This window comes from Streptomyces sp. PsTaAH-137 (assembly GCF_003259365.1).
Taxonomy (GTDB): domain Bacteria; phylum Actinomycetota; class Actinomycetes; order Streptomycetales; family Streptomycetaceae; genus Streptomyces.
In genome coordinates this window covers 203712-217969 of sequence record NZ_QLLY01000012.1, presented here as the reverse complement: position 1 = coordinate 217969, position 14258 = coordinate 203712, and the positions used below count along the sequence as shown (strand labels likewise).

The following is a 14258-nucleotide window of genomic DNA, read 5'->3' as shown; positions in this document are numbered from 1 at the left end:
GCTGAACCGCCCCGGAACAAGCGCACCGGCGGGACCGGCGAACTCGGCGGAATCGGGGAACTCAGCGGAAGCGGCGGAGCCAGCAAGACCGGGGAATTCAGCGAACTCAGGGGACTCAGCGAACACGGACGTCACCGCCAGGCGATCGGAAGGAGGGCCGCGAACGGCCGAGCCGGGCACCGCGCCCGTCTCGCCGACCACGATCCGCTTCCGCGCCACATCCCGCCGAGCCTCGTGCACTACCGACCGGTTGTGGACAACTCCCCCACCCGAAAGGGGAGTCAGCCGCACCCCGGACGCGCTACGGCAGCCGGAACCCCGGGTCCATGCCGCCGAGCGCACTCGTGCAGAGGCAGTCCCGTTCCTCGGCCGCTGGCAGTCCCGCCACCGCGTCGAACAGCACGGTCCGCAGCCGGTCCACGTTCTGCGCGAACACCTGAAGCACCTCGTCGTGCGAGACGCCTTCACCGGTCTCGGCGCCCGCGTCCAGATCGGTGACGAGCGTCATCGACGTGTAGCAGAGCTCCAGTTCACGGGCGAGCATCGCCTCCGGGTGCCCCGTCATGCCGACCACGGACCAGCCCATGGAGGCATGCCACCGCGACTCGGCGCGGGTCGAGAAACGCGGTCCCTCCACGACCACGAGGGTGCCGCCGTCCACCGGCTCCCAGTCCTTGCCGCGCGCCGCCTTCACCGCCACCTTGCGCCCCACGGGGCAGTACGGATCGGCGGGCGAGACGTGCACGACGTTCGGCACGGTGCCGTCGGGGAGCGGATGCCCGTCGAAGTAGGTCTGCGCCCGGGACTTCGTCCGGTCCACGAACTGGTCAGGCACCAGCAGCGTCCCCGGCCCGTACTCGGACCGCAGTCCGCCCACCGCGCACGGGCCGAGCACCTGGCGCACCCCCACCGAGCGCAGCGCCCACAGATTGGCGCGGTAGTTGATGCGGTGCGGCGGCAGATGGTGGCCGCGCCCGTGCCGGGGCAGGAAGGCGACGCGGCGCCCGGCCACCTCGCCGAGGAAGAGCGAGTCGCTCGGCGGGCCGTAGGGCGTGTCCACCTGGACCTCGGTCACGTCGTCCAGGAACGAGTAGAAGCCGGAGCCGCCGATCACGCCGATCTCGGCGCTGGCACTTGTGTTCGCGTTCGTCGCCATGGTCAGCACAGTAACCAAGCCCGGGCACGCCAAAGACCCCGCCGTCGGGAACGACAGGGTCTCGTAAGACGTGAAGCGTCGGAGAAGTGCGCGCCTACGCGGCCGACGACGAGCTGGAAGAACTCGACGTGCTGGAGGAGGACGACTTCGAGTCCGAGGACGACGAGGACGAAGCCGAAGAAGACGACGACGTCGAGGAACCCGACTTCGTGTCCGACTTCGACTCGGACTTCGAGGACGACGCCGGGCTGCTGCTCGACGAGGAGCCGCGGCTGTCATTGCGGTAGAAACCGGAGCCCTTGAACACGATGCCGACGGCCGAGAACACCTTCTTCAGGCGGCCACCGCAGTTGGGGCACTCGGTCAGGGCATCGTCGGTGAACTTCTGCACCGCCTCGAGGCCCTCGCCGCACTCGGTGCACTGGTACTGGTAAGTCGGCACTGTGTCTTCCTCCTGGCACTCTCACTCAATGAGTGCTAACGACGCTCCATAGTGGCCTATTCCACGGGATCAGTCCACTGCCACCGGCACTCGGTGACCGACACCACGTGCCACGGTCCGCCCCGCGGACGGCGGAACGAGCCGCGAACGCAGCAGGAACATGACCACCAGAGCCAGCACCGTGCCGCCCATCGGGACGAGGAATCCGGCCCCGTCCCAGAAGCCGTCCTCCAGCTGTCCGGCCACCGTCACGGCGGCCGCCTGGCCGAGCGCGACCGCGCCGGTGAGCCACGTGAAGGCCTCCGTGCGGGAGGTCGCGGGCACGATCCTCTCCACCAGCGTGTAGCCGGTGATCAGGGACGGCGCGATGCAGACACCGACCAGCAGGCCGATCCCGGCGAGCACGACGACGGACTGCGCGGCCCACAGGCCGGACGCGGTGACGGCGAGCGCCGTGTAGCCGATGAGCAGCCGGCGCTGCGGGGCGATCTTCCAGGCGACGGCGCCGCAGACCAGGCCGGAGAGCATGTTGCCGGCGGCGAAGATCCCGTACAGGACGCCGTTCAGACCGGGGCGGCCGATCGCCTCGCTGTAGGCGGCGAGCGAGACCTGCATGCCGCCGAAGACGGCGCCGATGCCGAGGAACGTGACGATCAGGACGCGCACGCCGGGCACCCGCAGCGCGGACACGTGCTCCACGCGCGCGTGCTCCCCGACGGAGCGCACCGCGGGCTGGGTGCCCTTCTGGGCGGCGAACAGCAGACCGCCGACCAGGGTGAGCGCGGCCTCCGTGATCAGCCCCGCCGCCGGGTCGACGCCGGTGCACAGCGCGGTGGCGAACAGCGGGCCGAGGACGAACGTGAACTCGTCCGTGACCGACTCGAAGGCCGCCGCGGTCTGCATCAGGGGCGAGCCGTGCAGCTTCACGCCCCAGCGGGCGCGCACCATCGGCCCGATCTGCGGCGTGGAGGCACCGGTCGGCACGGCCGCCAGGAACAGCGTCCAGGTGGGCGCCCCCGACAGCGCGAGCACGGTCAGCGTGAGACCGGCGGCGGAGTGCACCAGGACGCCGGGCAGCAGGACGGCGCGCTGGCCGAAGCGGTCGGCGAGTTTGCCGCTGTAGGGCGCGAACAGCGCCATGGAGACACCGGTCGTCGCGGAGACCGCGCCCGCGGTGCCGTAACTGCCGGTGGTGTGCTGGACGAGCAGCACGATCGAGATGGTCAGCATCGCGAACGGCTGGCGCGCGGCGAAGCCGGGCAGCAGGAACGTCCAGGCGCCGCGGGTGCGCAGCAGCTGTCCGTAGCCGGGGCGCTCGGTACGCGCCTTGACGGGATCGGTGACCGTGGCCTTCTCTGGCACGGCCCTTGCCTTTCTGCCGCCTGGTAGTGCCCGCCTCCCGATCGGGGAGGGGGCACCGAGAGCCGTCCTCATGCGCCGGGAACCGAGTGATACCTGCGGTCCGCGCCAGGAGAGGCCCTGGCCAAGCGGTTCGCGCGCGTGAGGGCGGGCGCCGCAAGGGGACCGCGGCCGCTTTGCGGTCGCGCCGGCTCTACTTCAGGCAGAGTCGGTCGTACGCGGGAATGCGTACGTGGTACTTCGTACGTCGGTCCGGAAACGCGGTACGCGGGTCTGGTCATTCCCCCATGTACGCGGATCCGGTCTCCATGTTAACGGCCGGTTTCGGGGCCGGAGCCCAGCCAGCCGGCGAGCTTGCCGCCGTGGCCGATGGCGCGCAGCCGGGCCTCGGCCGCGTCCCGCACGGGGTCGGTCGCCACCACGAGCAGTTCGTCGCCGCGCCGCAGCACGGTCGTCGGGCCGGGGACGAACGATTCGCCGTCGCGGACGACGAGCGTCACGGAGGCGCCCTTGGGCAGCCGCAGCTCCCCGACCTCCACGCCGTGCATCCGCGAGCCCTTGGGGACGGACACGGACAGCAGGTGCCCGCGCAGCCGCTCCAGGGGCGCCGATTCGATGCCGAGGTCGGCGGCCTCCGCGTCGTCGCCCAGGTTCAGCTTCCTGGCCAGCCAGGGCAGCGTGGGGCCCTGGATGAGGGTGTAGACGACGACCAGCACGAAGACGATGTTGAAGATCCGCTGGCTGTCGGCGACGCCGGTCACCATCGGGATGGTCGCCAGGATGATGGGCACGGCGCCGCGCAGACCGGCCCACGACATGAGCGCCTGCTCCTGCCATCGCATCCGGAACGGCAGCAGGCTGATCAGCACTTCCAGCGGCCTCGCGACCATGGTGAGCACGAGTCCGATGATGAGCGCGGGCACCACGTCGTCGGCCAGTTCGTGCGGGGTGACCAGCAGGCCGAGCAGGACGAACATGCCGATCTGCGCGATCCAGCCGAGCCCTTCGGCGAAGCCGCGGGTGGCCGGCCAGTGGGGCAGCTTGGCGTTGCCCATCACCATGGCGGCCAGATAGACGGCGAGGAAGCCACTGCCGTGGGCCATGGCGCCCGCGGCGTAGGCGACGGTCGCGATGGCCATCACGGCGATCGGGTAGAGGCCGGAGGCGGGCAGCGCGACGTGCCGCAGCCCGTACGAGCCGAGCCACCCGACCGCGAGGCCAATCGCGGCACCGATGGCCAGTTCCAGGGCGATCTCGCCGATGAGGACGTACCAGTGCTCCACCGGGCCCGCGGCCGAGAAGGCCACGACCAGGATGACGACCGGGGCGTCGTTGAACCCCGACTCCGCCTCCAGGACGCCGGTCACGCGTGCGGGAAGCGGCACCTTGCGCAGAACGGAGAAAACGGCCGCGGCGTCCGTGGAGGACACCACCGCGCCGATGATCAGCGACGGCCGCCAGTCCAGGCCCACCAGATAGTGCGCGCCCGCCGCGGTCACGCCCACACTCACCGCGACGCCCACGAGCGACAGCGCGGCGGCCGCCGGGAGCGCGGGTTTGATCTCCTTCCACTTCGTGCCGAGTCCGCCCTCGGCCAGGATCACGACAAGAGCCGCGTATCCGATGACCTGGGTCATCTCGGCATCGCTGAAGGAGACGTCGCCGATGCCGTCCTGGCCCATGGCGATACCGATGCCGAGGTACAGGAGCAGGCTGGGCAGCCCGCTGCGCGAGGAGATGCGCACCGCGGCGACCGCGATGAGCAGCACAAGAGCGCTGACGAGCAGGAGCTGGTTGAGGTGGTGGACAGTCAGGGGCCGTTCCTTCCGCGAGGAGGCTTCGCACGGTCGATGTGGGGGAGTTACTTCGTTACCTTACCTAATCTTTGACGCTTTCTTGACGCGAGGGCCGTTTCACCGGGCCCTCGCGGGTGCCGCCTTCCTGACTCCGCGTCCGAGCGCGCACCGCACTGCTCGTATGGTTGCTCTCACCCTCTTGCCCGTCGCCCACCACCACCCTTGTACGAGGGCCCTTCGGGCCCGCCCAGTCGTCTGCGAAGGACAGCAAGGATCGCGATGCCCTCCACTACGAACGCCTCTGCCGGCAGCAAGCCGCGCAAGAAGAAGGGGCGCCGAGCCCGACTGATCGTGATCGTCCTGGTGTTGGCGGTGATTGCGGGCATCGGGTACGGCGCCTACTGGAGCGTCGACAGCGTCCGTGCCTCCCTGCCGCAGACCACGGGCTCGGTCACGATCGATGGTCTCGACGGGAAGGTGCAGGTCAAGCGGGACGGTTACGGCATCCCGCAGATCTACGCCTCCTCCGACGAAGACCTGTTCATGGCCCAGGGCTTCGTGCAGGCGCAGGACCGGTTCTACGAGATGGACGTGCGCCGCCACACCACCTCCGGCCGGCTCTCCGAGATGTTCGGCAAGAGTCAGGTCAAGACCGACGAGTTCCTGCGCACGCTCGGCTGGCACCGGGTCGCGCAGGAGGAGTACGACTCCGAGCTCTCGCCCGCGACGAAGAAATATCTCCAGGCGTACTCCGAGGGAGTCAACGCCTACCTGTCGGGCAAGAGCGGCAAGGAGATCTCCGCCGAGTACGTCGCGCTCGGCTTCGAGAACGACTACAAGCCGCAGAAGTGGACGCCGGTCGACTCGGTGGCCTGGCTGAAGGCGATGGCCTGGGACCTGCGCGGCAACATGCAGGACGAGATCGACCGCTCCCTGATGACGAGCCGCCTCGGCCCGCAGCAGATCGCCGATCTCTACCCCGAGTACCCGTACGACAGGAACAAGCCGATCGTCCAGGAGGGCGCCTACAACAGCGCCACCGGGGAGTACGACCCGAAGGCCTCCGCCACCTCCACGCAGCCCGGTGCCACCGGCGGGACGGCGGGCACCGGCCTCACGGGCGGCACGCAGGCCCCCAGCAGCCTCCAGAGCCAGCTGGGCGGCCTCTCCGACGTCCTGGACCGGATCCCCGACTCCGCGGGCCTGGGACCGAACGGCAACGGCATCGGATCGAACTCCTGGGTCGTCTCCGGCGACCACACCGTCAGCGGCAAGCCGCTGCTCGCCAACGACCCGCATCTCGCGCCGCAACTGCCGTCGGTCTGGTACCAGATGGGCCTGCACTGCACGACCCTGAGCGCCACGTGCCAGTACGACGCGACGGGCTACACCTTCGCGGGGATGCCCGGCGTCGTCATCGGCCACAACAAGTACATCTCCTGGGGCCTGACCAACTCGGGCGTGGACGTCACCGACCTGTACCTGGAGAAGTTCAGCGGCGACGGCTACCTGTACGACGGCAAGACCAAGCCGTTCACCACCCGCAAGGAAGTCATCAAGGTCGCGGGCGGCGGCTCCAAGACCATCACGGTCCGCGAGACCAACAACGGCCCGCTGCTGTCCGACCGGAACAGCGAGCTGGTGAAGGTCGGCAAGAAGGCGACCGTCGGCTCCTCGGGGCCCGACCGCGGTGACGGCTACGGCGTCGCGCTGCGCTGGACCGCGCTCGAACCCGGCAACACCATGGACGCCGTCTTCGAGATCGACAAGGCGAAGAACTGGACCGAGTTCCGCAAGGCCGCCGAGGACTTCCAGGTGCCCTCGCAGAACCTCACGTACGCCGACACCGAGGGCAACATCGGCTACACGCTGCCCGGCCGCATCCCGACCCGCGCCGAGGGCGACGACGGCTCGCTGCCCTCGCCGGGCTGGGACTCGAAGTACCGCTGGACCGGCTACATCAAGCAGTCCGAACTGCCCTACGAGTACAACCCCAAGCGGGGCTACATCGTGACCGCCAACCAGGCCGTCGTCGGCAAGGACTACCCGTACACGCTGACCACGGACTGGGGCTACGGCACCCGCAGCCAGCGCATCTCCGACCTGATCGCCTCGAAGATCAAGGACGGCGGCAAGATCTCCACCGACGACATGCGCACCACGCAGATGGACAACAGCAGCGAGATCGCCAAGCTGCTGGTGCCCTACCTGCTGAAGATCGACGTCCAGGACAAGGACGTCCGCCAGGCCCAGCAGCTCCTGGAGAACTGGGACTACACCCAGAACCCGGACTCGGCGGCCGCCGCCTACTTCAACTCGGTCTGGCGCAACATCCTGAAGCTGGCCTTCGGCAACAAGCTGCCCAAGGAGCTGCGCGTCGAGGGCCAGTGCCTGACCGTCGACCCGGTCGACAACACCGGCCCGGCCGACGAGGACCGCAAGGTCCGCGAGTGCGGCGAGCGCGACACGGACTCGGCGCAGCCCGACGGCGGCGACCGCTGGTTCCAGGTCGTCCGCAACATCCTCAAGGACGAGAAGAACGACTGGTGGAAGGCGCCCAAGTCGCGCACCGACAGCGCCACGAACACCCGTGACGAACTGTTCGGCCGCGCCATGGAGGACGCCCGCTGGGACCTGACGGCCAAGCTCGGCAAGGACATCGACACCTGGAGCTGGGGCCGCCTGCACAAGCTGGAGCTGAAGAACCAGACCCTCGGCACGGCGGGTCCGGGCTGGCTCCAGTACGTCCTCAACCGCGGTCCCTGGAAGCTCGGCGGTGGCGAGGCGGCCGTCGACGCGACCGGCTGGAACGCGGCGGGCGGCTACGGCGTCGACTGGGTGCCGTCGATGCGCATGGTGGTCAACCTGGACGACATGGACAAGTCCCAGTGGATCAACCTGACCGGCGCCTCGGGCCACACCTTCAGCTCGCACTACACGGACCAGACCGACAAGTGGGTCAAGGGCGAGCTGCTGCCGTGGGCGTTCACGAAGGACGCCGTCGACAACACCACGTCGGACACGCTGGAGCTCAAGCCCTGACACCGGACAGCTGAAAAGGGCCTCCACGCGCGCGTGGAGGCCCTTTTTCACGTAGGCCCAGGCTAGAACCGGCGCACGCCCGACGGTGTCACAACCGCGTGCACGGCCTTGTCGTGCGCCTCGTGCGGGAGGTGCGCGACGACCTCGCTGTCGTAGAGCAGCACGATGAGCGCCGGGTGCGCGCCCGCGGCCTCCAGGCGGGCCAGTACGCGGTCGTAGGAGCCGCCGCCCCGCCCGAGCCGCATCCCGCGCGCGTCCACCGCGAGCCCCGGCAGCAGCACGACGTCCGCCGCGAGCACCGCGTCACGGCCGAGCCGCGCGCCGCCCGGCTCGGCCAGCGTCATCTTTCCCGGGTGCCGCACGTCCACCAGAGAGCCGGCGCCGTCGTACGCGCCCCAGTCCAGGTCGTTGTCGGGCAGCAGCACCGGCAGCAGAACCCGCGTCCCGCGAGCGTGGAGCGCGTCCAGCAGGGCGCCGGTGCCCGGCTCGCCGCCCACGGACACGTACGCCGCGACGGTCCCCGCCGTCGCCAGCTCGGCGAGGTCGAGGGCGCGGCGGGCGAGAACCGTCTGCGCTTCCTGCACGTCATCCTCTGGCAACGCGTTCCTCACCAGGAGGAACTCCCGTCGCAATGTGCGCTTGTCAGGCTCTGCGTCACGCGCGTCACGTGGGTGCGGACTCATAGAGAACTCACAAACCTCTCCTCATCCACTCATATATGTGCCAACAAAGCGGACCCACAGATTCCGCCCATTGGCGCCGGATATGGTGACGGACATGACTGACTCGCACACCAGGATCACCAAGGCTGTCATCCCCGCAGCGGGTCTCGGCACCCGGTTCCTGCCGGCCACCAAGGCGACTCCCAAAGAGATGCTCCCGGTCGTCGACAAGCCTGCGATCCAGTACGTGGTCGAAGAGGCCGTGTCGGCGGGTCTCGATGACGTACTCATGATCACGGGCCGCAACAAGCGCCCGCTCGAGGACCACTTCGACCGCAACTACGAGCTGGAGTCGGCCCTTCAGCGCAAGGGCGACGCCAACCGCCTCGCCAAGGTCCAGGAGTCCAGCGACCTCGCGACCATGCACTACGTGCGTCAGGGAGACCCCCGCGGCCTCGGCCACGCCGTGCTGTGCGCAGCCCCGCACGTCGGCCACGAGCCCTTCGCGGTGCTCCTCGGCGACGACCTGATCGACCCGCGCGACCCGCTCCTCGCGCGCATGGTCGAGGTCCAGGAGCGGCACGGCGGCAGCGTCGTCGCGCTCATGGAGGTGGAGCCCTCGCAGATCCACCTCTACGGCTGCGCCGCCGTCGAGACCACCGCCGACGGCGACGTCGTCAAGGTCACCGACCTCGTCGAGAAGCCGGACCCGACGGACGCCCCCTCCAACTACGCGGTCATCGGGCGCTACGTCCTCGACCCGAACATCTTCGACATACTGCGCAAGACCGAGCCGGGCCGCGGCGGCGAGATCCAGCTCACCGACGCCCTGCAGAAGCTCGCCGCGGACGAGACGATCGGCGGCCCCGTGCACGGCGTCGTCTTCAAGGGCCGCCGCTATGACACCGGCGATCGCGGCGACTATCTGCGTGCCATTGTCAGACTCGCGTGCGAACGTGAAGACCTGGGCCCGGACTTCCGGACCTGGCTTCGCAGTTACGTCACCGAGGAGATGTAGCACCTTGAGCAGCGCGACCACACCGCCCGCCACCGGTCAGCACCAGCTCTGGTCGGTGGACGAGCACCTGGACGACATCCTCACCACCGTCCACCCGCTCGACCCCATCGAGCTGCAACTCCTCGACGCCCAGGGCTGCGTGCTCGTCGAGGACGTGACGGTGCCGGTCTCGCTGCCCCCGTTCGACAACAGCTCGATGGACGGATACGCGATCCGGGTCGCCGATGTCGCGGGCGCGAGCGAGGAGTTCCCCGCCGTGCTCACGGTGATCGGCGACGTCGCGGCGGGCGCGGCCGGACCCGACGGACAGCCCACCGTCGGCCCCGGCCAGGCCGCCCGCATCATGACCGGCGCCCCGCTGCCGCCCGGCGCCGAGACCGTCGTCCCCGTCGAGTGGACCGACGGCGGGCTCGGCGCCGGCCCGGTCGCCTCGATGACCGCCCACAGCGCGGCCCCCGAGGGAGCCTCCGGCGAGGTCCGCGTGCACCGCCCCGCCCCGGCACGCGCGCACGTCCGCGCGCAGGGCAGCGACGTCAAGGCCGGGGACCGGGCACTCGCCGCCGGCACGGTGCTCGGCCCGCCGCAGATCGCCCTGCTCGCCGCCATCGGCCGCGGCACCGTACGCGTCCGCCCGCGCCCGCGCGTGGTCGTCGTCTCCACCGGCAGCGAACTCGTCCAGCCCGGCGAGCAGTTGGCCGACGGCCAGATCTTCGACTCCAACAGCTTCGCGCTGACCGCCGCCGCCCGCGACGCCGGAGCCATCGCCTACCGGGTCGGCGCGGTCGCGGACGACGCCGAGACGCTCCGCTCCACCATCGAGGACCAGCTGATCCGCGCCGACCTCATCGTCACTACGGGCGGTGTCAGCGTCGGCGCGTACGACGTCGTCAAGGAGGCGCTGACCTCCATCGGCGACCCCGACGAGGAGGACGGCCTCGGCGCGGGCAGCGGCGTCGAGTTCCGCAAGCTCGCGATGCAGCCGGGCAAGCCGCAGGGCTTCGGCTCGGTCGGCCCCGACCACACCCCGCTGCTCGCCCTTCCCGGCAACCCGGTCTCCAGCTACGTCTCCTTCGAGCTGTTCGTCCGCCCCGCCGTCCGGACGCTGATGGGCCTGCCCGCCGACTCCGTGCAGCGCCCGAGAGTCCGCGCCGAGCTCGCCACCGACAAGGCCCTGACCTCACCGTCCGGCCGCCGCCAGTTCCTGCGCGGGGTGTACGACGCCGAGGCCGGCCGGGTCGCCCCCGTCGGCGGCTCCGGCTCCCACCTCGTCGCGGCGCTCGCCCAGGCGGACGCGCTGATCGTCGTACCCGAGGACGTCACGTCGGTCGAGCCCGGCACCGAGGTCGACGTGGTTGTCCTGGGCTGACCGGCCCCGCCGCCGCGGGCTCGCGATACCGTGTCGCGCACAACAGTCCGGCGCGCCCGCACCGCGCACGGCTCGGATCGGGAGCGCCACCACGCCATGAGCACTTCGCAAGGACACCTCACCCATCTCGACGAGGCGGGCGCGGCCCGCATGGTCGACGTGTCCGGCAAGGACGTCACCGCCCGCACCGCGCGTGCCAGCGGGCGCGTGCTCGTGTCGTCGCGCGTGGTCGAGCTGCTGCGCGGCGAGGGCGTCCCCAAGGGCGACGCCCTCGCGACCGCGCGGATCGCCGGGATCATGGGCGCCAAGCGCACGCCCGACCTGATCCCGCTCTGCCACCCGCTCGCCGTCTCCGGCGTGAAGGTGGACCTGTCCGTCGCGGACGACGCCGTCGAGATCCTGGCCACCGTGAGGACCACGGACCGTACGGGCGTGGAGATGGAGGCCCTGACGGCGGTCTCGGTCGCCGCGCTCACCGTCGTCGACATGGTCAAGGCCGTCGACAAGGGCGCCGTCATCTCCGACGTGCGGGTCGAGGAGAAGACGGGCGGCAAGTCGGGCACCTGGAGCCGGTCATGACGGTGACTCCGTCGGTTCGGCGGATTTCCGGGCGGCCCGCGCCCCGCGGCGGAGCCGCTGATCGGCACAGCCCCGCGCCCCTGACGGGGCGCGACGGTGACCGGAGAGGCCGCCATGTCTGACACCTACCGCGCCCTCGTCGTCACCGCCTCCAACCGGGCCGCCGCCGGGGTCTACGAGGACAAGGGCGGACCCCTGATCGCCGAAGGGCTGCGGGGGATGGGCTTCCACGTCGAGGGGCCTCAGGTCGTCCCGGACGGGGACCCGGTCGAGGCCGCCCTGCGGGCCGCGGTCGAGGCTGCCTACGACGTCGTCGTCACCACCGGCGGCACCGGCATCTCGCCCACCGACCGCACCCCCGAGGCGACCGCCCGCGTCATCGACCACGAGGTGCCGGGCATCCCCGAGGCGATCCGCGCGTACGGCCGGGAGAAGGTGCCCACGGCGGCGCTCTCCCGTGGCCTCGCCGGGGTCGCCGGGCGCACACTGATCGTGAACCTCCCGGGGTCGAGCGGGGGAGTGAAGGACGGCCTCGCCGTCCTCGCGCCGCTGCTCACCCACGCCGTCGACCAGCTCCGCGGCGGCGACCACCCCAGACCGGACACCGCACCGGACGCCCACGCCGGGGGTGCGCTCTGAACAGCCCGTCCTGGCCCGTCGTGCTGGCGGAGGGCGATGTCGTCCTCCGTCCGATAAAGCTGCGCGACCAGCGTGCCTGGCGCGAAGTGAACCGGCGCAACCGCGACTGGCTGCGCCCCTGGGAGGCGACGATCCCGCCGCCCACACCGAGCGGCCCGATCACGCACCGCCCGACCTACCGTCAGATGGTCCGCCATCTGCGCGCGGAGGCGAACGCGGGCCGGATGCTGCCCTTCGTCATCGAGTACCAGGGCCGCCTGGTGGGCCAGTTGACCGTCGCCGGGATCACCTGGGGATCGATGTGCTCGGGGCACGTCGGCTACTGGGTGGACCAGTCCGTCGCGGGGCGCGGGGTGATGCCGACGGCCGTCGCGCTCGCCGTCGACCACTGCTTCCGCACCGTGGGCCTGCACCGCATCGAGGTCTGCATTCGCCCGGAGAACGGGCCGAGCCGCCGCGTCGTGGAGAAACTCGGATTCCGCGAGGAGGGGCTTCGTCCACGGTATCTTCACATCGACGGCGGCTGGCGCGATCATCTCGTCTTCGCGCTCACCGCCGAAGAGGTCCCCGAGGGCATGGTCAGGCGCTGGCGGCGCGAGCGGCCCGGCAACAGCGCAGGTCCGGGGGCGTCCAACACGATGGATCCGGGGACCCCTTCGAAATAAAATAAATGTTCGAATTTGATCGCCGGTGGACCGCGAGAGCCATTAAATTCCCGCCCCGGTCGACCAGTTGATCGCACCAGTCGCAAAAAAAGCTCGAAATATCAGCCAGATCGTGCGACACACCGGCTCAATTGGCGGATGGCCTCACGGAAACCCCTCTACGGTGTGACCGTGAGCAGCAGCGGCCTCATCTACGCAGTCATCGTCGGGGCCTGGGCCGCCTACTTGGTGCCGATGTGGCTCCGTAGGCAGGACGAGCTGAACGAAGCCCGTCCGACGGAACGCTTCAGCACCGCGATCCGACTTCTCTCCGGTCGGGCGGGCATGGAGCGCCGGTACGCCAAGGACCTCCAGGCTCGCTCGCCCGAGGACGAGCGGAGCGGCGACCCGGTCGACCCGGACGCGCCCACCGATCCGGTGGACGTCCGGGCCTTCGTCGCGCCCTCGGCCGGCGACCGGCCCCCCGCGGTCACCGAACGGCCACCGGCGGCCCAGCGCCCCCCGGCAGCCCAGCGACCCGCACCCGCCCCGCGCCCCCCGGCCACCGGACGCGACCACGCCGAACCGGTCCGCGAACCGGCCCCGGACGCCGCCAAGTCCCGCGCCGCACGCGCCGCCTCCGCCGAGGCACAGGCCCGCGCCCGCCGCTCCAAGGTGCTCGCCCGCCGCCGCCGTACCACCGTGATGCTCTTCATCGCGTTCACCGCCGGCGCGGTCGTCGCCGGAGTCGGCGGCATCGCGTTCCTGTGGGCACCCGCGGCACCGGCCCTGCTGCTCAGCGCGTACATCGTCTACCTCCGCGCCCAGGAGCGCCGCCGCTTCGCCTACGTGATGGACCGCCGCCGCGCCGAGATCGCGGCGCAGCGCCTGCGCGAGCGCCAGCCCCGCAGGCGCCAGCAGGCCGCGGGCCGCGCCACGGACGGATACGGCCGGTCCGCCGAGTACGCCGACACCGCGGAGGACGGACCAGACGCCGAGGACAGCGCGACCGACCCCGGCCTCGAAGCACTCGCCGCCGACCGGCGCGCCCTCGTCGAGCAGACCGACCACGCCGAGTGGGTCGACCAGCAGCGCGAGCGCCAGCGCCACCCCGGCCCCGGCGACAGCTGGGACCCCGTACCGGTCCCGCTGCCCACCTATGTGACGGCCCCGGTCGCCCCGCGCGCCGGCGGCGGCATCGACTACGGCGCCCCCGAGACGTGGAGCGCCGCCCGCTCCTCGGCCGTCGAGGAGGAGCACGCCGCCGAGGAACCGCCCGTCGCCGACGACGGCCGCAGCGACGCCCGCCGCGCCGCCTCCGCCCGCCGCTCGCGCGAGCGCGGCCGCACCCCGCTCTTCGACCAGTACGACGACGGCGCGGACGGCCGGCCCCGCGCCGCCAACGAGTGACGGGGCTGACCAGCCTCGGAACGGATTTCCAAGCACCCCGACCGGGGTGCTAGAGTTTCACTCGTTGCAAGGGCCTGTGGCGCAGTCCGGTAGCGCACCTCGTTCGCATCGAGGGGGCCAGGGGTTCGAATCCCCTCAGGTCCAC

General features: G+C 70.9%; 12 protein-coding genes and 1 tRNA gene. 8 read left to right on the top strand and 5 right to left on the bottom strand.

Translation table 11 applies throughout. The features are described 5' to 3' along the window. Positions 1 to 301 precede the first annotated feature (301 nt). From K377_RS26415 to K377_RS26400, 4 genes are all read right to left on the bottom strand, one after another. Entirely contained in the window at positions 302 to 1156 is an 855-nt protein-coding gene (locus K377_RS26415; RefSeq protein ID WP_111666007.1) for an S-methyl-5'-thioadenosine phosphorylase, read from the bottom strand. Between the two features lie 94 nt (positions 1157 to 1250). Beyond that, complete coding sequence (locus K377_RS26410; RefSeq protein ID WP_111666006.1) at positions 1251 to 1598, bottom strand: FmdB family zinc ribbon protein; 348 nt, start codon at positions 1596 to 1598, stop codon at positions 1251 to 1253. A gap of 69 nt (positions 1599 to 1667) precedes the next feature. Beyond that, complete coding sequence (locus tag K377_RS26405; protein WP_111666005.1) at positions 1668 to 2960, bottom strand: MFS transporter; 1293 nt, start codon at positions 2958 to 2960, stop codon at positions 1668 to 1670. A 308-nt stretch (positions 2961 to 3268) separates the two neighbouring features. Further along, a complete protein-coding gene (locus tag K377_RS26400; RefSeq protein WP_111666004.1) occupies positions 3269 to 4771 on the bottom strand; it encodes a potassium/proton antiporter in 1503 nt (500 codons plus the stop codon). Positions 4772 to 5032: 261 nt separating this feature from the next. On the opposite strand from K377_RS26400, the gene K377_RS26395 reads away from it, so the two are divergent. Next, on the top strand, positions 5033 to 7795 hold the full coding sequence (locus K377_RS26395; protein ID WP_111666003.1) for a penicillin acylase family protein: 2763 nt from the start codon (positions 5033 to 5035) through the stop codon (positions 7793 to 7795). A gap of 62 nt (positions 7796 to 7857) precedes the next feature. Here the strand turns inward: K377_RS26395 and K377_RS26390 are convergent, their stop codons facing one another. Beyond that, positions 7858 to 8478 carry a 5-formyltetrahydrofolate cyclo-ligase gene (locus tag K377_RS26390; RefSeq protein WP_111666002.1) on the bottom strand — a complete coding sequence of 207 codons (621 nt, stop codon included), beginning with the start codon at positions 8476 to 8478 and terminating at the stop codon, positions 7858 to 7860. A 94-nt stretch (positions 8479 to 8572) separates the two neighbouring features. Between K377_RS26390 and galU the strand changes: the two genes are divergently transcribed. The 7 genes from galU (at position 8573) to K377_RS26355 (ending at position 14257) form a co-directional block, all read left to right on the top strand. Next, a complete protein-coding gene (galU, locus tag K377_RS26385) occupies positions 8573 to 9475 on the top strand; it encodes a UTP--glucose-1-phosphate uridylyltransferase GalU (RefSeq protein ID WP_111666063.1) in 903 nt (300 codons plus the stop codon). A gap of 4 nt (positions 9476 to 9479) precedes the next feature. Beyond that, a complete protein-coding gene (gene glp / locus K377_RS26380; protein ID WP_111666001.1) occupies positions 9480 to 10841 on the top strand; it encodes a gephyrin-like molybdotransferase Glp in 1362 nt (453 codons plus the stop codon). A gap of 96 nt (positions 10842 to 10937) precedes the next feature. Then, entirely contained in the window at positions 10938 to 11420 is a 483-nt protein-coding gene (gene moaC / locus K377_RS26375; protein ID WP_111666000.1) for a cyclic pyranopterin monophosphate synthase MoaC, read from the top strand. Positions 11421 to 11534: 114 nt separating this feature from the next. Further along, positions 11535 to 12059 carry a molybdenum cofactor biosynthesis protein B gene (locus K377_RS26370; RefSeq protein WP_111665999.1) on the top strand — a complete coding sequence of 175 codons (525 nt, stop codon included), beginning with the start codon at positions 11535 to 11537 and terminating at the stop codon, positions 12057 to 12059. A 20-nt stretch (positions 12060 to 12079) separates the two neighbouring features. Further along, the gene (locus tag K377_RS26365) at positions 12080 to 12724 is read left to right on the top strand and encodes a GNAT family N-acetyltransferase (RefSeq protein WP_181512647.1); all 645 of its coding nucleotides are present in this window, start codon (positions 12080 to 12082) and stop codon (positions 12722 to 12724) included. Between the two features lie 171 nt (positions 12725 to 12895). Continuing rightward, positions 12896 to 14113, top strand: coding sequence for a gephyrin-like molybdotransferase receptor GlpR (gene glpR, locus K377_RS26360; protein WP_111666062.1), 1218 nt, complete (start codon positions 12896 to 12898; stop codon positions 14111 to 14113). 70 nt (positions 14114 to 14183) lie between these two features. After that, positions 14184 to 14257, top strand: a tRNA-Ala gene (locus K377_RS26355). Position 14258 lies beyond the last annotated feature (1 nt).